Source organism: Chryseotalea sp., assembly GCF_057350905.1.
Genome location: NZ_JBMRCF010000001.1, coordinates 398,857 through 424,161, shown reverse-complemented (window position 1 = coordinate 424,161; position 25,305 = coordinate 398,857). Strand labels below are relative to the sequence as shown.

Annotated in this window: 25 protein-coding genes; 18 read left to right on the top strand and 7 right to left on the bottom strand. The window is 38.6% G+C overall.

Features of this window, described 5'->3' with window-relative positions:
* Nucleotides 1-7: 7 nt before the first annotated feature.
* The gene (locus tag ACO1XM_RS01905) at nt 8-2,035 is read right to left on the bottom strand and encodes a tetratricopeptide repeat protein (RefSeq protein WP_486225417.1); all 2,028 of its coding nucleotides are present in this window, start codon (nt 2,033-2,035) and stop codon (nt 8-10) included.
* Nucleotides 2,036-2,163: 128 nt separating this feature from the next.
* On the opposite strand from ACO1XM_RS01905, the gene cysS reads away from it, so the two are divergent.
* A complete protein-coding gene (gene cysS / locus ACO1XM_RS01900) occupies nt 2,164-3,666 on the top strand; it encodes a cysteine--tRNA ligase (protein WP_486225416.1) in 1,503 nt (500 codons plus the stop codon).
* An 84-nt stretch (nt 3,667-3,750) separates the two neighbouring features.
* Nucleotides 3,751-4,044 carry a membrane protein insertion efficiency factor YidD gene (gene yidD / locus ACO1XM_RS01895; RefSeq protein ID WP_486225415.1) on the top strand — a complete coding sequence of 98 codons (294 nt, stop codon included), beginning with the start codon at nt 3,751-3,753 and terminating at the stop codon, nt 4,042-4,044.
* Here yidD and ACO1XM_RS01890 read toward each other — a convergent pair.
* The 6 genes from ACO1XM_RS01890 to tsaD all read right to left on the bottom strand — a co-directional run bounded on the left by ACO1XM_RS01890 (nt 4,041) and on the right by tsaD (nt 8,098).
* A complete protein-coding gene (locus ACO1XM_RS01890) occupies nt 4,041-4,430 on the bottom strand; it encodes a tellurite resistance TerB family protein (protein ID WP_486225414.1) in 390 nt (129 codons plus the stop codon). The genes yidD and ACO1XM_RS01890 overlap by 4 nt on opposite strands.
* 194 nt (nt 4,431-4,624) lie before the next feature.
* Nucleotides 4,625-5,119, bottom strand: a complete 495-nt coding sequence (locus tag ACO1XM_RS01885; protein ID WP_486225413.1) for an HNH endonuclease — start codon at nt 5,117-5,119, stop codon at nt 4,625-4,627.
* A 60-nt stretch (nt 5,120-5,179) separates the two neighbouring features.
* Nucleotides 5,180-5,968, bottom strand: a complete 789-nt coding sequence (locus ACO1XM_RS01880; protein ID WP_486225412.1) for a C40 family peptidase — start codon at nt 5,966-5,968, stop codon at nt 5,180-5,182.
* 233 nt (nt 5,969-6,201) lie between these two features.
* On the bottom strand, nt 6,202-6,666 hold the full coding sequence (gene smpB, locus ACO1XM_RS01875) for an SsrA-binding protein SmpB (protein WP_486225411.1): 465 nt from the start codon (nt 6,664-6,666) through the stop codon (nt 6,202-6,204).
* 1 nt (nt 6,667) lies between these two features.
* Complete coding sequence (locus tag ACO1XM_RS01870) at nt 6,668-7,051, bottom strand: thioesterase family protein (RefSeq protein ID WP_486226523.1); 384 nt, start codon at nt 7,049-7,051, stop codon at nt 6,668-6,670.
* A gap of 42 nt (nt 7,052-7,093) precedes the next feature.
* A complete protein-coding gene (gene tsaD / locus ACO1XM_RS01865; protein WP_486225410.1) occupies nt 7,094-8,098 on the bottom strand; it encodes a tRNA (adenosine(37)-N6)-threonylcarbamoyltransferase complex transferase subunit TsaD in 1,005 nt (334 codons plus the stop codon).
* A 10-nt stretch (nt 8,099-8,108) separates the two neighbouring features.
* Here tsaD and ACO1XM_RS01860 point away from each other — a divergent pair, with 10 nt between their 5' ends.
* The 16 genes from ACO1XM_RS01860 to ACO1XM_RS01785 all read left to right on the top strand — a co-directional run bounded on the left by ACO1XM_RS01860 (nt 8,109) and on the right by ACO1XM_RS01785 (nt 24,591).
* On the top strand, nt 8,109-12,671 hold the full coding sequence (locus ACO1XM_RS01860; protein WP_486225409.1) for a translocation/assembly module TamB domain-containing protein: 4,563 nt from the start codon (nt 8,109-8,111) through the stop codon (nt 12,669-12,671).
* On the top strand, nt 12,652-13,584 hold the full coding sequence (locus tag ACO1XM_RS01855; RefSeq protein WP_486225408.1) for a DUF2279 domain-containing protein: 933 nt from the start codon (nt 12,652-12,654) through the stop codon (nt 13,582-13,584). Before ACO1XM_RS01860 ends, ACO1XM_RS01855 begins: the two co-directional genes overlap by 20 nt.
* Nucleotides 13,585-13,716: 132 nt before the next feature.
* The gene (locus ACO1XM_RS01850; RefSeq protein WP_486225407.1) at nt 13,717-14,115 is read left to right on the top strand and encodes a hypothetical protein; all 399 of its coding nucleotides are present in this window, start codon (nt 13,717-13,719) and stop codon (nt 14,113-14,115) included.
* Between the two features lie 76 nt (nt 14,116-14,191).
* A complete protein-coding gene (locus tag ACO1XM_RS01845; protein ID WP_486225406.1) occupies nt 14,192-14,644 on the top strand; it encodes an SRPBCC family protein in 453 nt (150 codons plus the stop codon).
* A 153-nt stretch (nt 14,645-14,797) separates the two neighbouring features.
* A complete protein-coding gene (locus tag ACO1XM_RS01840) occupies nt 14,798-15,664 on the top strand; it encodes a hypothetical protein (RefSeq protein WP_486225405.1) in 867 nt (288 codons plus the stop codon).
* A gap of 386 nt (nt 15,665-16,050) precedes the next feature.
* Complete coding sequence (locus tag ACO1XM_RS01835) at nt 16,051-16,830, top strand: hypothetical protein (protein WP_486225404.1); 780 nt, start codon at nt 16,051-16,053, stop codon at nt 16,828-16,830.
* A gap of 146 nt (nt 16,831-16,976) precedes the next feature.
* On the top strand, nt 16,977-17,540 hold the full coding sequence (locus ACO1XM_RS01830) for a hypothetical protein (protein WP_486225403.1): 564 nt from the start codon (nt 16,977-16,979) through the stop codon (nt 17,538-17,540).
* Nucleotides 17,541-17,702: 162 nt separating this feature from the next.
* A complete protein-coding gene (locus ACO1XM_RS01825) occupies nt 17,703-18,242 on the top strand; it encodes a hypothetical protein (RefSeq protein ID WP_486225402.1) in 540 nt (179 codons plus the stop codon).
* 161 nt (nt 18,243-18,403) lie between these two features.
* Nucleotides 18,404-18,895, top strand: a complete 492-nt coding sequence (locus ACO1XM_RS01820; protein WP_486225401.1) for a hypothetical protein — start codon at nt 18,404-18,406, stop codon at nt 18,893-18,895.
* Between the two features lie 176 nt (nt 18,896-19,071).
* Complete coding sequence (locus ACO1XM_RS01815) at nt 19,072-19,470, top strand: hypothetical protein (protein WP_486225400.1); 399 nt, start codon at nt 19,072-19,074, stop codon at nt 19,468-19,470.
* A gap of 178 nt (nt 19,471-19,648) precedes the next feature.
* Nucleotides 19,649-20,029, top strand: a complete 381-nt coding sequence (locus ACO1XM_RS01810) for a hypothetical protein (RefSeq protein ID WP_486225399.1) — start codon at nt 19,649-19,651, stop codon at nt 20,027-20,029.
* 656 nt (nt 20,030-20,685) lie between these two features.
* Nucleotides 20,686-21,123, top strand: coding sequence for a hypothetical protein (locus tag ACO1XM_RS01805; protein ID WP_486225398.1), 438 nt, complete (start codon nt 20,686-20,688; stop codon nt 21,121-21,123).
* Between the two features lie 41 nt (nt 21,124-21,164).
* Nucleotides 21,165-21,623, top strand: coding sequence for a hypothetical protein (locus ACO1XM_RS01800; protein WP_486225397.1), 459 nt, complete (start codon nt 21,165-21,167; stop codon nt 21,621-21,623).
* Between the two features lie 85 nt (nt 21,624-21,708).
* Complete coding sequence (locus ACO1XM_RS01795) at nt 21,709-22,869, top strand: HNH endonuclease (RefSeq protein WP_486225396.1); 1,161 nt, start codon at nt 21,709-21,711, stop codon at nt 22,867-22,869.
* A 267-nt stretch (nt 22,870-23,136) separates the two neighbouring features.
* Nucleotides 23,137-23,679 carry a hypothetical protein gene (locus tag ACO1XM_RS01790; protein ID WP_486225395.1) on the top strand — a complete coding sequence of 181 codons (543 nt, stop codon included), beginning with the start codon at nt 23,137-23,139 and terminating at the stop codon, nt 23,677-23,679.
* Between the two features lie 393 nt (nt 23,680-24,072).
* Complete coding sequence (locus tag ACO1XM_RS01785; RefSeq protein WP_486225394.1) at nt 24,073-24,591, top strand: hypothetical protein; 519 nt, start codon at nt 24,073-24,075, stop codon at nt 24,589-24,591.
* Nucleotides 24,592-25,305 lie beyond the last annotated feature (714 nt).

Sequence of the window (25,305 nt, the reverse complement as noted above, 5' to 3'; positions counted from 1 at the left end):
CTTTCTGCTAATGATGCTGTAAAGGGATGAGTACCTTGAATGTAGCCCCCTGCTCAGGCTCGCTAATCAGTTCTATGGAAGCCTGCAACTGATCGCATAATTGTTTTACGATGGTAAGCCCGAGTCCTGTTGATGCCTCCCCTGCGGTAGGTTGTGCGGACAGGCGTTGAAATTTCTTAAACAGATTTTTCTTATCCTCCTCTGTAAAGCCTGGCCCTTCATCTTTAACAGAGAACAATAAACTCCCCTGTTGTACCTGACAATCCACAAAAATATTTTTTCCTTTAGGCGAGAACTTAATGGCATTGGATACAAGGTTATCCATGATGCGCTGTACATGATCGTTTACAGATTCAACTCTAAGTTGATCCCCTGCTGTGGAAACGTGCAGTTTGATCTGTTTTTCAGTAAGCTGAGTTTCGTATTCACGTTGCAAATTTTCAAGTAACAAAGTCAGGTCTACTGTTGAATAATTCAGGTTATTGGTCTGTTCCCCATTCGCAGCTAATAAATCTGCGATCAGTCGCCTTCCCTGGTCTGCTACGTTATTAATTTTATTGATGTAGTCTTTCTGATGATCATTTAGCGCACCATCTAATTTCACCAACTCCAACAAGCCTTTCACTTTGTTTAATGGGGATTTCAAATCATGCGCCACTACATTCATCAAATTATTTTTTTCTTTAATTGACTCCTCTAATTCCTTATTTGCCCTTTCTATTCTTTCTGCATAATCATTCAGCATTTTATTGACACGTGTCTTGCGTTCATTGCGCCTCCATAGCAGCACAGAGAATACAATGACAAAAAATGACAAGAGGGCTGTCATGGAAAATCCGTAAAGGCTATTTCTTGCCTGAACTTCTTTTACCAGATTTTCTGTGCGCAGCAATTCATTCTCCTTCTCTTTCTTTTCAGCTTCATATCGCGCCATCATTTCAGCAATTTGTTCAGACTTATCTTTCCTGTAGAGGGAGTCTTCCAATTTACCTAAATGCTCTAATTGCTCAACTGCCTGTTTAAAGTTGCCCTGCTTTTTATAACAGCGTGATAAGTTAAGCGTTGCAGTGATCATCATCTCCAAAGAACCTATTTCTTTGGCCAGTTCATAGCTTAAAAGGCTATAAGGAATAGCTTGTTCATATTTACCTGCTTTCTCCAGATTAGCCCCAATGTTTCCATATGATGAGGCGATGCCGCTTTTATCATTTCTCGCTTGTTTAATTTTCAGTGACTTGAGATAGTAGCGGTGTGCCTGCTGATGATCCCCTACATTTTCATAGGTTATGCCCAGGTTATTGTAGATCATCGCATATTCTCTTTTATGGATACTCGTATCCAAAACAGCAGCGGATTGCATAAAATATTCCCGCGCCTTTAAAAACGCTTTTGTGTTCAGGTAGATTAGCCCAATGTTGTTTATTGTTCCCGCTACGGCCTCCTTAAGCCCTAGTTTAGTTCTGATGGCAAGCGCTTTTTCGAAATAAGAGAGCGCCATGTCATTATCTTTCTGAGTCTTGTAAACAAAAGCCATGCTGTTAAAGGCATTGGCCATGCCGACAGAATCTGTAAGGCGCTCTGCAATGGAAAGCGATTTGAGGTAGGCATCCATACTGTTGACCAGTTGTCCCCTGCGTTCATATACAATGCCAATATTTAAATGAGCTCTGATCTGTTCTGTTGAATCATGATTTGTTATGGCTAGTCTCAGGCCTTCATTAAAAAAATGAAGTGCGGAATCATATTCATCATTCGATCGTTTGATATTACCCAGTTCTTTAAAAAGGGAAATTTGTCGAGTCTGATCGCTAAGCTGTTGAGCCAACTTTAATGCCTCCCTGCAATAGCTTATTGCCTTTTCTCTATCATTGCTCTTATAGGATTCGCACAAGGCATACAAGGTTGTAAGGCGCTCTTTTCCCTGCGCTTTATTTAACATCTGAAGAAGACTATCTTGCGCTGATTGCTGACCCAGTGCCAATACATTGCTCAAACAGAGTGTGAGTAAAAGGATGAAGGGGATACGAAAGGGCATGAGGCAAACTTAGTAAAGCCAAAATAAGCTTAATGCATCAAAAATCTTATTACAATTAAAAAAATCAACTACTTTTCTAAAATTCCGTTACATCAAAATGTGCTATTTTCGCACCTTCTCTTGTACTTATGAAGCTTTACGATCAGCATCCCATTAGTCTTACAAACTCATTAAGCGGTAAAAAGGAGTTATTTAAACCCATAACCGAAGGTTATGTGGGCATGTATGTATGCGGTCCCACGGTTTACAACAATGTACACCTGGGCAATACCCGTACATTTTTAACTTTTGATATTGTTTCGCGTTACTTCCGATTTTTAGGCTATAAGGTGCGTTATGTGCGCAACATTACCGATGTAGGGCATTTAACCGATGATGCTGATGCCGGTGAAGACAAGATTGGCAAGAAAGCCAGGCTTGAACAGCTTGAGCCCATGGAGGTGGTGAAACGTTACACGGAAGATTTCCATGGGGTGATGCGTTTGTTTAACATACTGCCACCCAGCATTGAACCATCGGCTACAGCGCACATTATTGAACAAATAGAAATTACCAAAAAACTGATAGACTTAGGGTTGGCCTATGAAGTAAATGGTTCAGTATACTTTGATGTAAAAAAATATAACCAATCGCACCATTACGGAATATTGTCTGGCCGCAACATTGAAGAGTTGATGGAAAGCGGTCGTGACCTTGACAGTCAGGATGAGAAACGCGAGAAAGTAGATTTCGCCCTTTGGAAGAAAGCCTCAGAGGAACACATTATGCGCTGGCCATCTCCATGGGGTGATGGTTTTCCGGGTTGGCACATTGAGTGTACTGTCATGAGCACAAAATACCTGGGCGAAACTTTCGACATACATGGTGGTGGCATGGATTTGAAATTCCCACACCACGAATGTGAGATAGCACAGGCGACAGGTGCCAACGGCAAAGTGCCGGTTAACTACTGGCTGCATTCAAACATGCTTACGGTAAACGGACAGAAGATGAGTAAGTCCTTGGGCAATTCATTTTTGCCTGCCGAATTACTGAGCGGTAATCATCCTCTGCTCGACAAAGGGTACAGTGCTATGACTACCCGTTTCTTCATGTTGCAATCGCATTACTCCAGCACCCTGGATTTTTCTAACGAAGCCTTGCAGGCAGCAGAAAAAGCCTACAGAAGATTAAGCACAGCTTTGGGTACTGTAAAATCCTTAACACATAGTGCAGGTAAGGTAGACGAAACTTTATCTACTGAATTGAGTGCTTTAATTGATGCGTGTTATAAAAATATGGGAGATGATTTTAACACGGCCAAAACACTGGCTGTATTGTTTGAAATGTCTTCACGTATTAACGATTTTAAATCGGGTAACCGCAAGACAAGTGATGTGAGTGCGGAGCTTTTTGAGAATTTCAAAAAGACCTACATCGCCTTTATGGAAGAGGTTTTGGGTTTGCAGGAAGAAAGCAATCAAAGCAATAATGCATTAGATGGCGCCATTAAAGTATTGATTGACTTGCGTAAGAAAGCGAGAACCGATCGCAACTATGCTTTGTCAGATAAAATAAGAGACGATTTGAAAGCAGCGGGCATACAGCTGAAAGATGGTAAGGATGGGGAGATGAGTTATGAACTTGAATGATTCGTTGACCGGTAATCGTTGTTAGTTGCTCGTACTTCGTTGTTCGAAACAAAATTAACATAATCGAACAACCAACAACTAATAATGAATAACCAACAACGAACAACCAACAACCACCAACGAACAACCAATAACGAATTGCTAAAAAAGCCCTTCATATTTCTGATCCGTATTTACCAGGCTACGCTTTCGCCACTGCTCGGTGCTAATTGCAGGCACACGCCTACCTGTTCACAATATACGGTTGAGGCTATTCAGGAATGGGGTGTGATAAAAGGAATTGCCATGGGAGCAAAAAGGATTTCGCGTTGTCACCCGTGGGGAACAAGCGGCTATGATCCCGTCCCTAAAAAATCAGATCGTAATAAAATAGATTAAGCTGCGTGTTTATCTGAAGAAGATAATCTTGTAATCATTTCTACATCTTCAAAGTCAACATTAACCTGCTTAATGGCCGACATGAGCAAACGAATTTCATTCATATCGATAGTTGTATCTGCTTCCGCTAATTTGAAAAGGTAAGCAAAGGCACAAAGCTTTTCTTCATCGGTGCAGCCATTCAGTAAGGCCAGACCTCTTGTATAGATTTCCTGTTTTTTAGCAGCACCTATGCTTCGGGCAAAGCCTTGAAAAATAGCATCATCAATATGCTCTTCCTGCTTAATATTTTGCAACATTTTCATTTCTCGTTCATCAATACGACCATCAACATTGATCAGCATGTGAACAAGGTGTAGGAGTCCGAGGTGGTAATTCGTATTCATAAAACAGCAGTTTGGTTAAAAAATTTTACTGCGGATCAAAGCCATCAATCCGTTGGATTATTGAATATACTTAATTCTACCAATAAGGTTGCGTTGTAACCTATGCAGAACCAGGGTAAAGCTCGAAATCAGCCGAAAAAAGAAGTTTCAGGATAGAATTTAAGTATAAACACCTACAACGGTAGGCTATCTGTTTATGAGAGGTATTCTTCCCATTCGTTGGCATGCCCATTTGCATAATCCTTCAGGAAGATGGCATAAGAAGGTCTGATCGGTTTGTGTTTGAGAATCATGTTGGCTTCTTCTGGTGTGTAGTCACCTTTTTTAGCATTGCAGCGTTTGCAGGCTGTTACCAGGTTGGTCCAGGAGTCCTTCCCTCCTTTTGCTCGGGGAATAACATGGTCGATGGTGAGGTCGCGCTTGGTGCCACAATACTGGCATTCAAAATTATCGCGCTTAAAAATATTCTGACGGGTAAGGTTAACCCCTTTGTAGGGTGCGTTTACATATCGGTTGAGCCGGATAACCGAAGGCATGGGAAAAGATTGTGTGATGGAATGGAGTTTATATCCATTGGCACTCTTAACCATTTCGCTTTTATTGAGGTACACCAAAATAAATGCACGCTCAACTGAGCAGACCATAAGTGGGCTGGAATCATTATTTAGCACCAATACACGGTTGTTCATACTGAAAGATAGTAGCTATCTCTCATCTAACAAAACTTAATGTGCTTGGTTCAAAGGTACTTAGCCCAAAATTCTCCGGAAATGCGATAGCTGGTGGCTGAGTTGACCGCTTTCGGTATGGATGATGCCCTCCTCAGTGAGGCTGTCGATACGCACACGGCCTGAAGCATGGATAATCTGGTGGTTGGCATACACAATACCCACATGGGTAATGGCTTCAACGCTATTTTTAAAGAAAGCCAGGTCGCCCGGCTTGGTCTCCGATAAGAGCCTTACTGCTTTACCCTGGGTTGCCTGCTGGCGTGCATCGCGGTAGAGGTGGTAGCCGCAAATTTTAAACACCATTTGCGTAAAGCCTGAGCAATCGATACCGAAAGGAGTTTTGCCACCCCACAGATAAGGTGCATGCAGATAACGATTGGCAGTAGTTCTTAAAAATTCAAACTCTCTTTTCAGTCCAAGGTTTTTAGCTTCCCCGTTAAAAGCGAATTGTTCTTCCATTTTAAAAAGCTCAGTGCTCGATATGGGAATGATGCTTCCCATAACAATAGCCAATGGCACCTTGTTGTATAGAATACTGGTGGTTAAGTCCGTGGCTATTTTAAGTTCAGCCCTGCCCAGGTAATCGAAATAATCTTTGCTGATGCTGTGGTGTTGTTTAGCATCAATCCAGCCCTCGTATTCATCAAAAGCGATCCGGATCTTCAGCCACTTTTTATCACTTGAATGCTGTGTTACTACATAGTGCTCTCCAAAAAGCAATTGCGTAACCAGTTCTGCTTTATCAGCAGCTTCTGCCCTAACAGCTACTACACTTAAACGACAAACACCAAAATCTATAGTATCCATTAATTAATTCCTTCAATACGATTTATATAAAAATTGACCAGTTTATGTGAAGTTAAAAAAGCGTTGGTCTAATTGTTTTCTATTTATGATTTATAAAAAGTTCTTTCATGAAATCCGTCTGACCGCTGCTTACATCAATATTCAGCGGTCTGACGGATGGTAGAGAAATGTCATTTAAGCAAGCTCTTTGATTATGTAATTTTCTCCATCCTATTTTCAATTTATACAATATACTAAAATTTTACCCTGCTCAACTCGCGTTTAATATCACGTTCCTTAATTGAATCACGCTTGTCGTGCACTTTTTTTCCTTTAGCCAATGCTATTTCTAACTTGGCATATCCTCTTTCATTAATAAAAAGCCTTGTCGGTATCAGGGTGAGACCTTTCTCCTCTACCTTGCCTTCCAGCTTATTTATTTCTGCCTTTTTCAATAACAACTTTCTTTCCCGGGCCGCTTCATGGTTGTAGTGTGTTCCCTGTGCATAGGCATTAATGTTGATGCCTTTTGCAAAAAGCTCGCCATTATTCAAATAGCAATAGCCATCCTGCAGGTTTACCTTCCCTTCCCGTATCGACTTAATCTCTGTGCCCTTCAGTACTATGCCAGCAATGTATTTATCCAGCAACTCGTATTGGAAGCCTGCCTGCTTATTGCGTATGTTAATATCATTCGAAAAACGATCTTGCTTGCTCATCTTATAAAGGCTTTTGTAAGAGCCTGTTCAACTTATCTTTCTTTAAAATTTTCTGTCCTGTTTTGCCGATGGCCACCAATCTGTCGCCCACGCTAGCCTGATAATGGCAAATCAGTTCATTTCGTTCAATAGAATCAACCCAGGCCTCAAAAAAAATTTCCTCACCCACAAAGGCGGGCCCTTTATGTTCTATACTTAAAAACGTACCAATGCCTTCTTCATCGTCTTCCCGCATTTCCAATACAAACTGCCGGGTAGTCCATTCAATATCCCTTGCTAATGAAAAGGTAGCACACACCGGGTGAACTACCTCACCATGAAAGGCGGCTACATCTTGCTGTGTTACAAGGTGTTTAAATGTTTTTCTATCACCAGGCTTGAACATCTCTTTCACAAATAAAGCAAGTTTGTTTGTCAATTATTGTCACTAAATGGGCATACGGGCCAAGGGCGTTACACTTAAGTCGGTAAAATCGCCTTTTAAAAACTTATAATGTGCTGCCATGGCAATCATACCAGCATTGTCGGTACAGTATTCGAAAGCCGGAATGTACACCTGCCATTGTTTGCGTGCCGCCAGGGCTTGCAAACTTGTGCGCAAACCGGAGTTGGCTGAAACACCTCCGGCTATGGCTATTTGTTTAATGTTGGTTTGTTTGGCCGCTTGCTCAACCCGCTTCAAAAGCATACCTACCAGGTGCGCTTGCAGACTGGCACAAATGTCATTCAGATTTTGCTCGATAAAGTCAGGATTCTTCTTCACCTCATCACGCAGAAAATACATGAACTGCGTTTTGATGCCACTGAAGGAAAAATCCAGGTTGGGCATAAATGTTTCCGTAAAGGTAAAACGTTTGGCATTGCCCAACTGAGCATGCTTATCAACCAAGGGTCCGCCCGGATACGGTAAGCCCATGAGTTTCGCTGCCTTGTCGAAAGCCTCGCCAACGGCATCATCCTGGGTTTCGCCAATTACTTCCATCTGCAAAAAGTCTTTGACCAAGACAATCTGTGTATGCCCACCACTTACGGTGAGGCACAAAAAGGGAAAATATGGTTTGGGTTCGTCAATAAAATGCGCCAATACGTGCGCTTGCATGTGATTTACCTCAATAAGTGGGATATTAAGCGCCAAGGCCATGCCTTTGGCAAAAGACACCCCAACCAGCAGCGAACCTATCAGTCCGGGACCCCGTGTAAAGGCTATGGCAGACAAATTGCTCTTGTCTATGCCTGCCGTAGTCATGGCCTCGCTGATTACAGCTACAATGTTCTGCTGGTGAGCACGCGAGGCCAGCTCAGGTACCACTCCCCCATATTTTTGGTGAATGGCCTGCGTGGCAATAATATTATTAAGTACCTTGCCGTTGCTGATAACGGAGGCTGAGGTTTCATCACAGGATGACTCAATGGCAAGGATGATGGGATGCATGCTAAAGTAAATGAACGCGCAAATTATTAAAAATAGACTACGAAAAGTACTTGCCTACAGCGTTACAGGTCTGATCTTTCTACTTCTCTCCTCTTTTCTGCTTCTGCAGGCACCGCCTGTTCAACAAAGGCTGATTGACCACTATTTAGGCGAACTGCAGGAGGTAACGGCTTTCCCGACTACCATCAAGAGCTTTAAAATGCTTTGGTTTGATCGCCTGGAACTTGAAAACCTTGTAATTGAGGATACGGAGCAAAACAGGATGATTGCCGTAGAGCGTTTGAGGATCAACTTCAAGTTGTTCGAAATGCTGAAGGGTAAGTATGTGAATATTGATGGTATTGTCGTTGATAAAGCAGACGTTTTTTTAGACAATATCAAGGAATCTGATAGCACGGAAGATTTGAACATTAATATTTTTATTGACCGCATCAATAAAAAGTATGGTGGCTCCGGTGGCGGTGGTGCCAGCCCGGTTATTAACATCGGTGAGGCCATTCTACAAAACAGCAGTTTTCAATACAACGATGGCGCTACTGATACATTGCAGGGTTTCGACTATCACCACTTTACACTAGACATCACGGATGTATCATTGGATAAGTTCATGATTGTGGGCGATACCATTGAATTTGATGTAGCCTCGATAATAGCCAGAGATCGTAAAACACAATTACGTGTAAATAATTTCTCTACCTTTTTCAGGATATCGCAACAGGCCATGGAATTTTATAACCTGAAGGCTGATATTGGCAAGAGTTACATTGCAGACACAATCGTATTTTACTATCAATCGCTTCGTGATTTGAATCGCTTTAATGATGTAGTGAAAATTGATGCACACTTAGATAAAATAAAACTGCACCCGCAGGATCTCGAGCTTTTTGCCAGTGGTGCTTCCCGGCTAGACCTGCCCATGCAATTGTCAGGCAATTTTAACGGCAAGGTAAGTAAGTTTGTATTGAGCGATATGCTGTTACAAACAGGTAGTAGCGAATTGCGTGGTGAGTTAAGCATGGATGGGCTGCCATACCTTGATGAAACGTTTATTGAAATTGATCTCGATAACTCGAATCTTCGTTTTCAGGATTTATCTTTTGCGTTAGGTGAAGAGGTAATTGAAAAATTAATGCCTTTGGGGTCAACCAATTTAAAGGGGCAGTTTCTGGGATATGTAACTGACTTTGTTGCGAATGCCTCAATACAGACAAGGCTTGGCAATATCAAGTCTGATATTAACTTAAAAATTAATGAAAGCAACAATGAACGTTCAACCTATAGCGGTAACCTGAGTCTGGATAATTTTGATCTGGGCACTTACCTGAACGACACCCTTCATTTTCAACGTATAAGTTTGGCGGGGAAGATTAAAGGTTCAGGGTTGACCCTGAGTACCGCAGATTTTTTACTGAATGCCAACATCAGTTCCATTGGCGTTCTGAATTATAATTATCAAAACATTTATACAGATGCACGCTTTGCTAAAGAATTTTTCAGCGGCAAGATTGGCATTGATGATGCGCATGCCAAAATAAACCTGGAGGGTTCATTAGACCTTAGAAACGGCATTAATGAAATAAAAATGCAGGGTAAAATTGACACCCTCGATTTTAACAAATTGCTGTTAAGCAAAGAAGCACTCAGCCTGAGTACTGAAATCAATATCGACACCAAAGGTTTTGAACTGGATAGTCTGGTCGGTTCGGCTAATTTCAAAAATGCTGATATCCATTATCAATCCAGAAGTCTTGCACTAAAATCAGTTGACTTGTTTGCTCTACGCGAAAAATCACAACATGAGTTGAGTATAAAAACCGACTTGATAGAAGCTTCGGCCAAAGGTGATTTTAATTTCAGCGATTTGTTTATTGACCTGCAGGCCTTAATAACGGAACTGAATCTAAACATTAAAAATGATTCCTTGCGTATTGCAACGTATTACAAAAACGAAAGAAGCAGTTTGCATGACTATGCTGTAAACCTTGATGTATTAATTAAAAACGCAGCACCCATTGCTGAACTATTCAATATTAATTTTTCGCTTTCGCCCAACGTAAACATAGAGGGAAGTTTCACCAAAGGTATCACCACGATTTTTAATGCCTTTACTGCCATACCCCGGGTTCAGTATGAGAACTTCATTTTTGAAAATACGAATGTTGACATCAATACATCCAAGTTAAAAGACAGTACTGCAGTTTTAGCGATGGCCTTTATTCAATCCGACAGACAGAGTCTGGAAGGCATAGCCACTAAAAATCTGATCACAGAAGTTATCTGGAATAAAAATCATATTGACTTTAACCTTGACCTGGATCAGGAGAAATTAAATAATAATGTGAGGCTGCGCGGCACTGTCGACTTTAAAGACAGTACCTACATTCGCCTGCAAAATTCAACTTTTCAGTTGTTAGATAAAATCTGGAAGGTGAACGAAGAAACACGCGTGAGCCAAAAGGGCAGCGACTGGCACTTGCAGGATGTAGGATTTTTTCAAGATGAGCAAAAGATAAATCTGGAGGGTATGATTTCTTATAACAAGGAATTACCGCTCTACATCTCTTTGCGCAACATTGATTTAAATGGTTTCGAATCCATTATCACAGAAAAGTTAAGTGGTTTGGTAAATGCTGACCTTACTTTTAAAGACCTTTATGTAACACCTACCTTGGAAAATAAAATTGATGTACGCGACCTGACTATCAATAGTTTTCTGGTAGGCGATATTGTGGGCAACAACCAATGGAACAATGAAGAGAAAAAGTTTGTGGTTGACTTTATGGTGAATCGCAAGGGGATTGAAGCCATCAATCTTAAAGGATATTACGATCCTAACAACAGTACAAGTCCTTTGAACGTACTCGCCATCCTTAATCAGGCAAATCTGAAACTGGCTGAACCCGTCTTGCGTGGCATTTTTAGTCAGATTGATGGTACGCTTACGGGTGAGTTCGCCATCAGGGGTACCTTAAACAAACCCTTGATTCGCGGATCAGGTAAGGTAGAGAATGGACAGATCATGATTGACTACTTAAAGACCTTATACAATTTTACAGGTATTATTGGTCTTACGCCTACTTCAATCTATTTTGAAAATATCCAAATGAAAGATTCCTTTAACAACAGAGGTAAGTTAGAGGGCGTTATTGCACACCGCAATTTTGATAATATGCGTCTGAATATTTTCGGAAGCTTTACCAACTTTATGGTGTTGAACACTACGATTAAAGACAATGAGTTATTCTACGGCCAGGCTTTTGCCAGTGGTGAAGTAAACTTCTTCGGGCCGGTTGCTAACCTTAAAATTTCTGCCACAGCCAAGACAGATCGGAATTCTAAAATTTACATTCCGCTGAATAGCACAGGTTCTGTCGAGAAAAAAGAGTTTATCAGTTTTGTTAATTTCAGAGATACCACCCGCACCAACACAGAGATTGACAACCGTAAAAAACTTACTGGTGTTGCCATCGATTTAAATCTGGATATAACTGAAGATGCGTATTGCGAGATTATTTTTGACATTAAAGCCGGGGATATTATTCGCGGGCGCGGCAATGGCGACATTCGTTTACAACTGGATACCAAAGGTGAGTTTACCATGTTTGGCGGTATTGTTTTCGAAGAAGGTGGATACAACTTTACGCTATACAATTTAATCAACAAGGAATTTGATATACAAAAAGGAAGCAGGATTACGTGGTCGGGGGACCCCTACCAGGGTCAAATGAATATTAAGGCTGCCTATAATCAACTGGCTTCCATCGCTCCTATTATCATTGATGCGGAGAATCAGAATGATCCGGTGTTGAAGCGCAAATATCCGCTGCAGGTATTGTTGTCGCTGGAGGGTGCCATGCTGTCTCCACAAATTAACTTTGATATTGTTGCCCGCGATCTGCCACAAACAGTAACCTTAACCAATGGCGTGAGTAAACGACTTGCTTTCGAGTTCGCGGCTTTTAAAACCAAACTGGATGAACAAGAATTAAAGAAACAGGTTTTCAGTTTGATTATTTTAAGAAGGTTATCCCCTTTAAATGAAACCATCAGTACTACAGGTTCGGTAACCAATAGTGTGAGTGAATTACTTTCCAACCAATTAAGTTACTGGATGAGTCAGGTGGATGAAAACCTGGAGATTGATGTGGACCTGGGTGCTTTGGATGCAGAAGCTTTTAACACCTTTCAGTTGCGCCTATCGTATACCTTTTTAAACGGACGTTTGCGTGTAACACGCGATGGTACCTTTACCAATCAAAACACGGCTGCGGCCGGAGCAAACACCAACAGTACAGCTACACTTGTTGGCGACTGGACGGTTGATTATTTATTAACAGCAGACGGCAAGTTTAAGATGCGCATGTACAACCGCACCAATGCCAATGCCTTACTCAATGCCCTCAACAACCAGAATGCCATTACTACCGGTGTGAGTATACAACACACACAGAGTTTTAATACACTGAGTGATTTGTGGAAATCTGCCAGAGAGCGAAAAGAGGAGAATGCAAAAGATCCGGAAATGAATGACGAAGCTGTTTTGAAAGAAGAAGATGGAGGCACTGAGGAATAACATTAGTTCCCTGGTATCATTTTCATCTTTTCTAAAGAGAAAAACAGGCTTGTTCATTCTCGCCTATATGTCTGCTCACTTTTGTCAAGCTCAATTTCATTTAACAGACAGTATTCCTTATCAACCTAAAAAAGTAAAGCAATTAGGTATTGCTGCGGGCGCTGTTTATGGCGTAGGCATGTTAGTGTTGAGTGAAGCCTGGTATAAGGAAAACAAAAGGGAGGCATTTCACTTTTTTAACGATGCTGCCGAATGGAAACAGGTCGATAAAGCTGGTCATTTTTATTCTGCTTTTTATTTAAGTGCCTTCAGCGCACAAGCTGTTAACCATTGTGGAGTGAAGGCAAAGAAGTCTGCCTTTGTGGGTAGTTTGAGTGGTTTTGTGTTGCTGTCATCTATTGAGGTATTTGATGGTTACTCCGAAGCATACGGGGCGTCAGGCAGCGATTTACTTGCCAATGCAGGTGGAAGTGCATTCTACTGGTGCCAACAATACCATTGGGAGGAAATAAGGATACAACCGAAGTTTTCTTTTCATCGTACCTCATACGCTCCGCTGCGGCCGGCCTTGCTAGGTGAAAACCTTGCTACAGAAATTTTAAAAGATTATAACGGGCAAACGTATTGGTTGTCGGTAGACATGGATAAGTTTATGCGTTTTCCTGCCTGGTTAAACCTGGCTGTTGGCTATGGTGCGCATGGTATGTTATATGCCAGAGATGAAACAAACATAACGAATGGGTACGATCCTTACAGGCAGTATTATTTATCTGTTGATTTTGATCTGACAGCCATTCAAACAGACTCGAAGTTCGTGAAGGGCTTACTCAAGGCCTTATCGCTGGTTAAGTTGCCCGCCCCTTCCCTGGAAATGAATAAAAAAGGGCTGAAGTTTCATCCCTTCTATTTTTAAGCGGCTTTAGCTGGGTAAAAAAGCTTAATACTTGATTTTAGTCAGTCAGCAGAGATTTTTAAGTTCAATCTCTATTTTATGCGCCTGAAAAAAACTACCTTCCAATACTTCTTTCAACCAAACCAAGCATTTATGAACCTCTTCAAATTTATAAGGCAGTATGTAGACGATATTGGCGGCCAGTTTACAGATTATGACCATACGAAGGCTGTTGTGGTTGTTCCTATTGGTAAAAACCGATTTCAAACGGTTTTGGCTATTGTTAAACCCAGTCAGCTTTCGGGAAAGGATTTGGCTGTGTTTACCTCAAAGGTCTGTGAGTTTACTTCAACGATTAACGCCCGTGAGATTCTTGAGGAAAATGCCATGTTTGATTATAGTAAGTTTATGATTGAGGATGGTTACCTTAAGATTGAGGCATCGTGCCCTGCTGCTACCGTTACTGAGGAACAGGTGAAGGAGATGTTGCAGGAGGTTGCTGCTATGTCGGACAAGTTTGAAATGGAGTTGACGGGGCAGGACGTTTTTTAGTTTTGTACATTTTCAGGACTTATTGTGATGCAGGTTGATTGTAAGACCAATCAGAATCAACTATTTTTTTTAGGAAATGATAGTAATCGAGTTAGAGACTGAGATTAAAAGTACTATTGAAAAATGTTTTGATTTAGCCAGGAGCATTGAGGTACACAAACAGTCAGCCGGGAAAACACATGAAAAAGTAATAGCTGGACGCGCGAGTGGCCTTTGCGAACAAGGAGACAAAATTACCTGGGAGGCTACACATTTTGGCATCCGACAGCGACTCAGTGTTGAGATCACAAAGTTTAATAAGCCCTACTTTTTTGAGGATCAAATGACAAAGGGCGTATTTAGATTTATGCGGCATGAACACCACTTCAAAGAATCAAACGGACGGACGCTAATGACTGATCGCTTTGAATATCAAGTTCCCTTAGGTTTATTCGGTAAGTTATTTGACAAAATTATCTTAAAGAAATACATGACAGACTTTCTTCGGACCAGAAATCAACTAATAAAAGAAATAGCAGAGTTAAAATAGCCAGTGCTCATTAATAGCTACAACCCTACCTTGTAATTTGTCAATTATACACAAACTACTAATTTCGCTACTTAACGTTGGAAACAAACGGGCTCCGATAAGCGGCATGCCATGTAGCCTAGCGTTGATGGCAAGCCTAAAAAGAGAGGACAAATGATCGATTTAAAATATTTTCATGGTGATGGAATCAAGCAGGATTTTCCTGAACACTTAGACTGGTTTGTTCCAGGACTTTTAAAAAATATAAATAAACTAATAGCTGATTTTGAAATAAAAACCACTGACGAAAAAGTTAATTACCGCAATTATGAAATTGAGTTAACTGTAAAGGATAAAGAGAAAACAAGTCAAATTCTTATTGACTTTAAAGAAATTAATTCCTTGGATAATTTTGTTCGTTCTTTAATTGATTCAATAAATGAAGTGATTTTTAAGTCCCTAAACGGATTGGTTGTTATTGCTTACAGGCCCTTTAATGACTCGAATCTTACCCTCACTTTAGGAAACTGGGCGACACTTGAGAAGATAGAAGACTTTAAAAATTTAGTAAACAATCCAGAAAAATTTCTACTTACAAAAAATCAGATACCAAACGTATATTCGGGGCCTAAAGATTTTAAAGACCTAAACGTCAAACACTGCTCAAAGAAATTTGAAGGAGACTATTATCTTCCGTTTTTTCCAGAAGAAAAGTTTAAAAAGCAAATAATCGGACTTTTGAATGAAATCGCTTCATTGGATACAAGTAATAGTATTCAGTTTGAGGTGATATCGATGACTACTGAAGAAGCAAAAATCATTTTCTTTGAAAACAATAAGAAAAAAGAAGTCTTCTTTAGTGTCAGAGACTTTGACAAAATTGGACACGAGCTTAATGAATTTAAAAAAGAAATCGATTGGGAATTTGTCTTACTTCAACCTGACGAAGATAATTTAATTTATGCTTTTTGTTCTCAAAATGAATTGTTGACTCTTGAAAAATATGGTTTCATAAGAGAAGACTATATAAAGAAGAGATGAATGGCCAGCCGCCAACAATAGCTACATGCCATGCTGCGGGACAATTTGCCAATTACACACAAACTACTAACTTCGTTACTTAACGTTGGAATTATACGGGCTTCGATAAGCGGCACGCCATGTAGCCCAGCGTTGTGTGCAATTAAATCAGAGAATGGATGAGTTGGTCTGAGTATCAAGAATTAGTAGCTGATGTTTTCCGGAACATAGGAGCCGAAGTTAAAACAAACTATAAAGCGGTTGGTGCTAGAGGTGAACATGCTATAGATGTCTGGATAAAGTTGGAAAAGTTTGGAATTGACATGACATGGATATGTGAATGAAAATATTGGAAGGACTCCATACCAAAAGAAAAAGTACTTACACTTTATGAAATAACTAAAGACTTGGGTGCTGATAAGGGGTTCTTATTTTCAGAAAGTGGGTTCCAATCTGGCGCTATCAGATGTACAAAAAATACAAATATAACTCTTACGAGTGTTGATGAAATTAAAGAGTTGATTCAGCAAGAACTTGAAGAAGTAAGATTAATAGATTTTCTTAAGCGAATTGAAAACTTAAAGAAAACTTTGAAAGATTCTTGGATTGATGATTTAGGAAACCCAATTGCAAACAATAATACAAATTTTGATAAGTGCTTAACATTAGACGGAACTCTAATGTTTACAACACTTCAGATTCAAAAGGCAATCAATAATGATTTTCCAATATATCTTACTAAATATTCAATGGAGAATTGTAAATGTGAGAATATTGTAGAATTAAATAAAGTATTAAGTGAAGAATTAAATGGTATTGAAACCATTGTTGAAGAAATTAGAAAGCAAACAGAGGAAAGAACTATTCAAGTTTCTAAGGAAAGTGAAATGTTCATTCAATCAATCAAAAGTTTATTAGAATCCTCAGAGATTCAATTATTTGATAAATCAATTGATGTTGACAACCAGATTATGGTGACTTTGAAATATATGAAAGCTGTAGGCAAATCAGCAGATGATTTAAAAAAAATTTCCAGTGGAACTTTAGCTCGAGAGATTCATAAAATGATGAGATTGTTAATTGAATACATTTATCCCCATTTGACAAAGGTCGAAATGGAAAAAAATGAGTGGGCTGATTCCAAAGACAAGATTTTTAAACAACTAAATATTTTGACAAATAAATAACTGCACACAACAAAATGTATAAAACATGGCTGGGGTTCAGCGTAGATTGTAGTTTCAGTTTTCAAATCACGTTTGGTCACGTGGGACAGTGCATCGCTTCGAAAACCCAGCCACGTTTCATACACCAACGTTTGCAGCAATTTTTTATGAAATATGGATTACTAATACTAGGACTATCGATAATTTTGAGTTGTCAGACAAAGGAAACTCAGGAGACAGCAGATAATCGAATAGAAAGGAATACAAATAATGATAAGCTAGAGTATATAATGTCTTATAGAAATAGAGGAGCCCTTGATACAATATTTATGGACATTGTTGAACGACAGGCAACAGACTCCTTTCACATAATAAAATATAGAGTTCATTCGGATCAAAGTGACGAATCGCCATTTGAGCAAACTTATAGACTACCTATTAACATAGGCTCAATAAGTTCTGAGCATCTCGAATTGGTAAAAGAAACAAATATGACCTTTGAATCAAAAGACTACAAAATTTTAAAATATCAGCTTAACGTTAATAACATGGAGGATGAGGAAAGTTTACTTTTCTACACCTCTGACTTTGGAATAATCTTATTTCATTGGGGAACACACAGAAATAGTCAACGATTAATACACACTGGTGACAAACAGAAGGACAAAGCTGTATACTTTTTGGCTGACAAAATTGAAAATGACTTTGACTTAATAAAGACATGGGACTAAAAACTGCTGCCAACAATAGCTACACGGCATGCCGCGGGACAGTTTGCCAATTACACACAAACTACTAACTTCGTTACTTAACGTTGGAATTGTACGGGCTTCGCTAAACGGCACGCCATGTAGCCCAGCGTTGGGCGTCATTTTTTCGAGACAAGAGAACACATGGATTTCATAAGAATAGGACAACAAGACGGAGAGTTGATATTTGAGAGGTTAAAAAGAGCAGAGATTCTTTTCGTTAATAACGACATGAATAAAATGGAAATTTATGTCAACATTGAGAGTGACGCACAAACAGAGGCGGAGAGAAAATCAATCTCAGAACGTTACAAAACAGAGCTGAATGAGTTCATTAGTTTTGCAATACCAAAGCTACAATTCATAAACCTTGAAGAAGAGGAAGTTGATAAATTATTGAACGATAAAATTGAGATACAAAAAGGCTGGGCTGATCAGTTTAAGATGTCTGGAATTTATGTTGGTTGGGGAATTGAAACGTTTAATAATAAAATTGAATTTAGTAAGGTTGACAAGGACAAATTTCAGTTATCGTGGACTTGTCTGACAGATGATCTGAATTACTATGATGAGAAAGCAAAAAAATGTAAAGCCGAAATTACAGCTACATTAAATGCTATAAGATTCTCAACAAAGAAGGACTTCTGGACTTACGAAAAAGACAAAATGGACGGGAAGAAATAAAACGAACGCCCAACAACATGTATGTGCCATTGCTGGGCGTAGCTTAAATTTGCAGTTTTAGTTCTCAGAATATAGTTTCGTTGCGTGGGACATTTTAGTCTTTCAAAGACCAGCAACGCCACATACACAAACGTTTGGAGTAATTTTAAGAGACAGAACAAATGGAAAATATAATAGATAACAAAATAATTTCTGAAACTCATAAAAAGGTAATTCATATTTTGGTTGATTATTTTGAACAACAAAATATAGAATATCAGTTTACAGGTGGTTTTGCAGGAAACCTATATGGTTCTGTTTGGAAACTTCAAGATATAGATATTGAAGTGAATTTGAAAAATTTATATAAAATTGAAAAAGAACTTAAATCATATGTTATAAATGGAATTCATATATATAAGGATGACGAATTCGAAATTTGGTTATTACAAATAAAAATTGAAAATGTTGATGTGGATATTAACTCAGTTGAAGATTTTTTAATAAAGTCTGATATTGAAATTGAAACCAAAATTGAAAATGCAGTAAGCGTCTTATTTGAAAACAGACTCGTGAGAACTCAACCATTACAAGACATAATTGGGTATAAAAAATTACTTGGAAGAGATAAAGATTTAAACGAATTAAATAAGTTATCCAAGGAAGGAAAATAAAATTACTGCCAACATCAGTTTGGCAATATGGCGGCTGAAGTGCCTCTGTGAAAAATTTCCACAAGGCTCAACAGTAACAATTCAATTGAACTTTTGTGCTGAAAATCCGCCACATCGCCAAGCCGAAAACCTTTGGTGGTAATTGAGTTCTGGACAAATTGGACTTCTAGTTATAAATGAAAAATCGAGGCCTCCTTTTTCTTATTCTGACGACATCAATCTCATGTACGTATTCCGACAAAGGTGACTTTGTGGACGAAGAAAGATTGACGGGCAGATACGTATATCAAGCCAACAACCAAGACACAATTGACGTAAACTCTGATGGGACTTATACCAACTATACGTGGTGGGACAGAAAGAAATTAACTAACACTGGGACATGGAAACATGACTCACTGAGAGGTCGGGTGATTTTTGAGAACTTCTCATTTCTATTAGACAGCATGCCACGGGGCTTCTGGGACACCAGAATAAAGACCGAAGAGAATGAGATTCGATTCATTTATGCCACGGATATCTATAAAGGATATTTTTTGAGAATAGACTCGGTTGACAGAAAACAAATTGAGTAAGAACCCAACTACCCACAACAATATCCACATGTCATGCCGCGGGACAGTTTGCCAATTGCATACAAACTACTAAATTCGCTTTGTAACGTTGGAAACAAAAGTGCTTTGCTAAGCGGCACGCCATGTAGCCCAGCGTTGGCTGCAACTGCCGACAACCTATCAACTTCAAGTTTGACGAATGGAAAACAAATCAGAACCGAGAGAATATAAAGACTGGAGAAAAGGACTCTGGGACAGGAAAGAAGATGCAGCTTATACCTTTGGATATCATTTTATAAAATATTGCCGAGACCAAGCAGTTGACAACTTACCAAAGGATATGAATCCTGACGACAGGGAAAAAGCAATTGAATCAATTCACATCGCCTTACATAACGTAATGGACTTGGTAGAAGGTTTTTGGAAATTGAAGTCCGGAGAAAACAATTATGTCGAGTACCATTTGCAAGTTGTTGCTAAGGACAAAGACCACAATGAAATTGAAAGAGTAAACATTGCACCTGGAATTGATCTTCCAATTGGATTTTGGAAATGGGCAAAAGACGGAGAATATAGGTAACGGACAAATTTGAGCAAAGCAGCAGCAGCCAACAAAAGCTATTTGCAATGGCTGGGTGAAGTGTAAGTATGAAGTACTATCTTCGTTATTATGTTTGGTCAGGGTGGACAAATACGTTTCAGATAATAAATTGACAGGTGAACAACGAATTAATTGAACTATTGACAGAAATTAAAAAAAGAATATTGGATGACTCCGATATAGTTTGGACAAGATTTAATTCAGTTGATGAACTTCGAAATCACGTTGATAACTTAATTTCTAGAATTAAGTACGATGACAAAGATGTGCTTAAAGAAATCAGTTTTGAATTTGCACCTACATCGACTTTTCAAGAGCTGTCAATATTTAACGGGTGGAGTGATGATTACATGAATTTTGCGAATCAATTCGACCAAATATACGAACGACACAAATAAAACGGCACATGCTGCCAACAATAGCTACATGGCATGCCGCGTATTTTGCCAATTAAACACAAACTACTAACTTCGTTTTGTAACGTTGGAAACAAAAGTGCTTCGAAAAGCGGCACGCCATGTAGCCCAGCGTTGTGCGCCATGCCTATGAAAAAGATTTTATTAACACTGATATCGACTTTTATATGGACAATTGGACTTACTTGTACTTGTAAGGTTGAAGGGAATTTTTTAAAAATGAGTAAGAATGTTGACTTAGTTGCAATTGTTGAAGTGATTGGTTATGGTGACTCTATTGCCGTGGACAGGGGCGACAAAGACTTACCGACTGTGGAGATGCCTGAGACAATAATTTTAAACGTTCTGAAGGTTCTTAAAGGGTCTGACGATAGAAAAGAGTTGAGAGTATTTGGAGACGATGGACAATTATGCAGACCATCTATTCGTGATTTTACAAAAGGGAGATATTACGTTATTGGACTGCACAAATGTCAAGGATACAAAAGGTTAAGTGGGACTTTAGAAGCCCCTGATTATTATTCAATATCTATCTGTGGACAGTATTCAATTAATTATTCACCGACTGATAAAACAGTAAAAGGACTAATTAACAAAAAAAGAAAGGTAACGACCATGAAGTTGGACAAACTCGAGGTGTTATTGAGAGAGGACTAAGAGGCACAGGCGTACAACAACATGTATGTGCAATGCTTTTTATGGGACAGATACTACCAACAATCAAAGAAACAATAGCAATTGAAAATTCCACTTTTGTGGAGCGAGTAAAGGGAACGCTGAAGTTGTTCCACGCAAATGGTTGGAAAGTTCGGTTTGTTGTCGATCATGAAGGAAACCAGTTAACGATTCGAACGAAGCGAATCATTCAGATTCCGTATGATTCGGCAATTCTTAGTGGCACCATGATAGAAGGACGATTCAGTTACGAAATCAAACCTCGAAAAATACTATTGCTTTTGGCTCCTTGGTATCTATTTATGTTTGCTGGATTAGTTGTATCGATAATTGCGACATTATCTTCGATGAACGGGTTAATAGCCGTACTATTTTTCTCAGCAATGATTTTTGTGAGCTGGAGGAATATCAGCATCAATTATCGAAAAGATCTAATACTTCTCCAAAAGGCCGTAGAGCAGAATAAAAAGCACAGCACTTAACACTGTATATGCCGCATTGTCGTTTTATTGTTAATTTTAAAGGAAAACGCCAACGCGGCATATACTAACGTTGGCCGCAAGCCCTATGGACATTGAGTTAAAGTATTCAATTTGGAAAGCCTATGGACAAAGGTGTGTCTATAGTGGAAATTTTATAGACAATTTTGACGACTTAGAGATTGATCATATAATTCCAAAATCGGAAATTAAAGCAAACCTTGGACACAAAATCATCAAATACGAATTTGATAAGGATTTTGATGTATTAAGGTCTCCAGAAAATTTAGTTCCTTGTGTTAAGAGATTAAATAGACTTAAGTGGAAAAGACCTTTTGATGAATCAACAGAAAGATTTTTTATCAACATTGCTAAATCAAAACTAATACGCATTGCTGAAGAGAGAAAAAAGTTTAGAACAAAAAGGCGAAAGATTGAAGACGAATTGCTTCTAAAGGATTTAGAGGAAAAATCACTACCTGAGAAGAAGTTGGAATTCAAAAAGGAAAAAATAATTACTGATCGAGAAGCACAATTTTTAACAAATCACTATTGGAATTCTGATACCTATGTTTCAATAAATTCATTTTTACCTTCCAAATTTGATGAAATAGGAAGTTGTGTTATTGAATTTAGAAATAATGAGACGATGATCTCTCTAAAGCATTTTGAAATAATAGAGCTAATAAATGAGATCAAAATAATCGATTTAAAAGACCTAATTCTAAGAGGTCAGTCGTTTGAAAATACAAAATCCTTCATAATTATCGGAAGCAATGCGGTTCATTTGGATAATCTTGTTTTCAATCAACTATTAATACTTTTAAAAGATTTTCTGATTGAGTATAATAAGTTCTATAATGATTTCGAAAGATTTATTCAAGCAGAAAATTTTTCAAGAAAGGGCAAATCAGACTACTACGTCCTTTCAAAATTGAGCCGTAAAAATTGGAGTAAACTAATGGAGTACTCAAAAAAATATGACTTAGACAACGGAATAACGGAGGACTATTTTTTCAATTATAATCCAAATTCAATAATTGCTTTAGATAGAGGATACAACAATATAAAATTTTGGTTAGACTCAGGGGACGTGGTTTACAATACAGTGAATTCATTCGTAGCAGATGACCTTTACTTAGAAGTTTTATGGCGTATTCCATCAAGAGAAGAGAGAGTTAGAATTACACCAGGACATGTCTGGACAGCGGACAGGACATATCAGTGGATAATAAGCGTAATTAGCTAGGGCCAGCGGCCAACAAAGTGTATAAAAAATGGCTGGGGCTCAGTGCAAATTTGTAGCTTGATTTTCCTAAATTCATTCGTCAACGTAGGACAGTTACGTGCTTCGAATTACCGCCACTGCTTATACACAAACGCTGTAAGCACCTCAAAGAGATAAAAAAGTAATCAACTTTTACATTTCATTTACTATTTTTAACAATTCCTTTACTAAAATCAGGTGCAAAGATTCGTAGCTTCGTTTGAATTGACACCTAAATCTATAAACGACATGAAAAAAGTGATTTATGCCTTGATTTTACTTTTGTTAGTAATAAGCGGACTGGTGTTCGCCAATCGCGAAATCAAAAATCAAAAAATTGAAAAATCAGCTACAAAGACGCTTTCTGATGATGAAAGGAAAGATCAATTAAAAAAGTGGGAAGCCTCCCCCGATGGTGTGAAATTTCAAAAATGGAAAGCATCCCCAGAAGGCCAACAAGTACTTACCAGTGCAGCCAAAATAAGGAATCATGTTAGTGATTCTACCAATATGGAGGCTGTTGTAACTTCTCTTTCACTTCCACCAGGCTCACGCTTGGGTTTTGGTGTGATGGTCAGGATTAAAGGCTATGATTATATCCTTCGCTTTGGGCCGTTAAAGTCGAATGAGTTTCAGCAATTGCACAGCCTGAAGGTAGAAGACACGATTATTCTAAAAAGTCATGCTGTATCGTACGCCCCCAAGTATTTGTATCCCATAATTTCGGGAAACTATGTAGAACGAGATCGTAAAATAATTTATAAGCGTGCCCCTAATAAAGGTGGCTGCTGAGGAAGGCTGTCCCTAAAAAGGTTTTTGCGCGCTTTAATATTCAAGCAGTGTATCGCTTGTAGACAGTCACACAAATTGTGGCCACAAAACTATCAACAATAAAATCTGGTCCTAGGTTGATAATTTTGAACTCTGATCCATCATGAGAAGATGAATCCGTGTAAGCAGCTTACAGATTTCCATTAGCGCTGGGTGAAAGATTAAGTCATAAAATCAAGTTAAGTGATGGGGCCTCCTACCGCCAACAACATGTTTCAGGTCTGGTTAAATGACTGACTGAATTAAAGTTTTAACTTTAATCCCTATTTGGTATTACGCGACAAGCTGCAGCTTTGAGCAGGCACCACAATAGAAACACAAACATTACCAGTCGTTTTTAAAAACCGCGCAGGTATGAACATCAATGAACTAAGTAACAATGACAATTCAACAAGCATCTATTTCTATAGGCCAGATTTACCAACAGTTGATACAAGTAAGCGATTCGAGATTACTACAGAAGGTGAGAAATTAAGAGTTAAAAATGCAAATGTTACTTGTCTGTTTAGCAATTTAACATTCAATGATTTCGATAAGTTGTACAATGACTTCAATCGACACCTGAACCTGGATTTTAATTCTGTCACAATTAATGGAAAAGAATTTCTGCTGGACAATGGTGAGAAAGAAAAATTGACTGACTCTATTATCACTAATTCGATCTATTATTACACCATAAATAACTTAAAGGTACGCGTGAGACATGAAGACTTTAGCCATCCATATATGGTTGATTGGGTATTATCTATTCTTGATAAAAAATACGGAGTTGATACAATTGGATCTTTGACGCTGGGAGCAAAACTTCTTCGGCAATCATTGACAGATTATACAAATACGGTCAGCGCACGAAGACAATACTATGACAGATAGTTAAATTAGAAAAGTTGCAGGCCAAAAAAGTAATGTCAAATACCTGTTTCAGTGTAGCCTGTATTTCAGTTTTTTAAAATCGTTTGATTTTCCAATTATTGTACTAAAATAAAATACATTTCCCATCATTACTTATATAGTCCTGCGAAGTAGCGAGCCCCTTGATCAAGATGGGAAAATAACCCGCACGGTGTAAATGCTAAAATTGGTATGCATGAACTTGAAGTTGATTAATGGAAATAATATCTTCAGGCTTACTTTGCTGGCCATTTTTATTTCCTGCACACGCACGAGAAATTACTTAAAAAAAACTCTCGTGATTTCTGCTGCTGAAAAGTTGTGGTCAAAAAAGGAACGGATGATAATCTCAACGTCACATCCTGGATGTAAAAGGCTAAGCAGAGTCTAATCAATTCATAGCACTAAATGCAGTATTTATTAAGGATGAAAACCTTACAAGGTAGAACACAATATTGGCCAATTAAAAATACATACCATAATACTTGCTAAAATGCTTTCAAGTTCGCTAAACAATTCCTTCATCATCTCATCAGTTTTTTATTGCAGCTGACGAACATGCTGAAGTAAATTATGATATAAGAATCAGAATTAAGATTACCACGCTTGTTAAAAAAGAGTTAATTGAAAAGTATAGTGCCTTAAAATCCTCGTAATAAAAAAAGTGACCTGTTACCAGGTCACCTTTTAATTTTA

What these genes read in the sequence shown, in the direction of transcription:
- yidD (WP_486225415.1), top strand. Translation starts at nt 3,751, where the DNA reads ATGAATAACCAACAACGAACAACCAACAACCACCAACGAACAACCAAT.
- ACO1XM_RS01800 (WP_486225397.1), top strand. Translation starts at nt 21,165, where the DNA reads ATGGGACAGATACTACCAACAATCAAAGAAACAATAGCAATTGAAAAT.
- ACO1XM_RS01890 (WP_486225414.1), bottom strand. Translation starts at nt 4,430, where the DNA reads ATGAATACGAATTACCACCTCGGACTCCTACACCTTGTTCACATGCTG.
- ACO1XM_RS01805 (WP_486225398.1), top strand. Translation starts at nt 20,686, where the DNA reads ATGAGTAAGAATGTTGACTTAGTTGCAATTGTTGAAGTGATTGGTTAT.
- cysS (WP_486225416.1), top strand. Translation starts at nt 2,164, where the DNA reads ATGAAGCTTTACGATCAGCATCCCATTAGTCTTACAAACTCATTAAGC.
- ACO1XM_RS01855 (WP_486225408.1), top strand. Translation starts at nt 12,652, where the DNA reads ATGGAGGCACTGAGGAATAACATTAGTTCCCTGGTATCATTTTCATCT.
- ACO1XM_RS01845 (WP_486225406.1), top strand. Translation starts at nt 14,192, where the DNA reads ATGATAGTAATCGAGTTAGAGACTGAGATTAAAAGTACTATTGAAAAA.
- ACO1XM_RS01820 (WP_486225401.1), top strand. Translation starts at nt 18,404, where the DNA reads ATGGAAAATATAATAGATAACAAAATAATTTCTGAAACTCATAAAAAG.
- ACO1XM_RS01825 (WP_486225402.1), top strand. Translation starts at nt 17,703, where the DNA reads ATGGATTTCATAAGAATAGGACAACAAGACGGAGAGTTGATATTTGAG.
- smpB (WP_486225411.1), bottom strand. Translation starts at nt 6,666, where the DNA reads ATGAGCAAGCAAGATCGTTTTTCGAATGATATTAACATACGCAATAAG.
- ACO1XM_RS01840 (WP_486225405.1), top strand. Translation starts at nt 14,798, where the DNA reads ATGATCGATTTAAAATATTTTCATGGTGATGGAATCAAGCAGGATTTT.
- ACO1XM_RS01785 (WP_486225394.1), top strand. Translation starts at nt 24,073, where the DNA reads ATGAACATCAATGAACTAAGTAACAATGACAATTCAACAAGCATCTAT.
- ACO1XM_RS01870 (WP_486226523.1), bottom strand. Translation starts at nt 7,051, where the DNA reads ATGTTCAAGCCTGGTGATAGAAAAACATTTAAACACCTTGTAACACAG.
- ACO1XM_RS01790 (WP_486225395.1), top strand. Translation starts at nt 23,137, where the DNA reads ATGAAAAAAGTGATTTATGCCTTGATTTTACTTTTGTTAGTAATAAGC.
- ACO1XM_RS01795 (WP_486225396.1), top strand. Translation starts at nt 21,709, where the DNA reads ATGGACATTGAGTTAAAGTATTCAATTTGGAAAGCCTATGGACAAAGG.
- ACO1XM_RS01815 (WP_486225400.1), top strand. Translation starts at nt 19,072, where the DNA reads ATGAAAAATCGAGGCCTCCTTTTTCTTATTCTGACGACATCAATCTCA.
- ACO1XM_RS01860 (WP_486225409.1), top strand. Translation starts at nt 8,109, where the DNA reads ATGAACGCGCAAATTATTAAAAATAGACTACGAAAAGTACTTGCCTAC.
- ACO1XM_RS01830 (WP_486225403.1), top strand. Translation starts at nt 16,977, where the DNA reads ATGAAATATGGATTACTAATACTAGGACTATCGATAATTTTGAGTTGT.
- ACO1XM_RS01880 (WP_486225412.1), bottom strand. Translation starts at nt 5,968, where the DNA reads ATGGATACTATAGATTTTGGTGTTTGTCGTTTAAGTGTAGTAGCTGTT.
- ACO1XM_RS01885 (WP_486225413.1), bottom strand. Translation starts at nt 5,119, where the DNA reads ATGAACAACCGTGTATTGGTGCTAAATAATGATTCCAGCCCACTTATG.
- ACO1XM_RS01810 (WP_486225399.1), top strand. Translation starts at nt 19,649, where the DNA reads ATGGAAAACAAATCAGAACCGAGAGAATATAAAGACTGGAGAAAAGGA.
- ACO1XM_RS01905 (WP_486225417.1), bottom strand. Translation starts at nt 2,035, where the DNA reads ATGCCCTTTCGTATCCCCTTCATCCTTTTACTCACACTCTGTTTGAGC.
- ACO1XM_RS01850 (WP_486225407.1), top strand. Translation starts at nt 13,717, where the DNA reads ATGAACCTCTTCAAATTTATAAGGCAGTATGTAGACGATATTGGCGGC.
- tsaD (WP_486225410.1), bottom strand. Translation starts at nt 8,098, where the DNA reads ATGCATCCCATCATCCTTGCCATTGAGTCATCCTGTGATGAAACCTCA.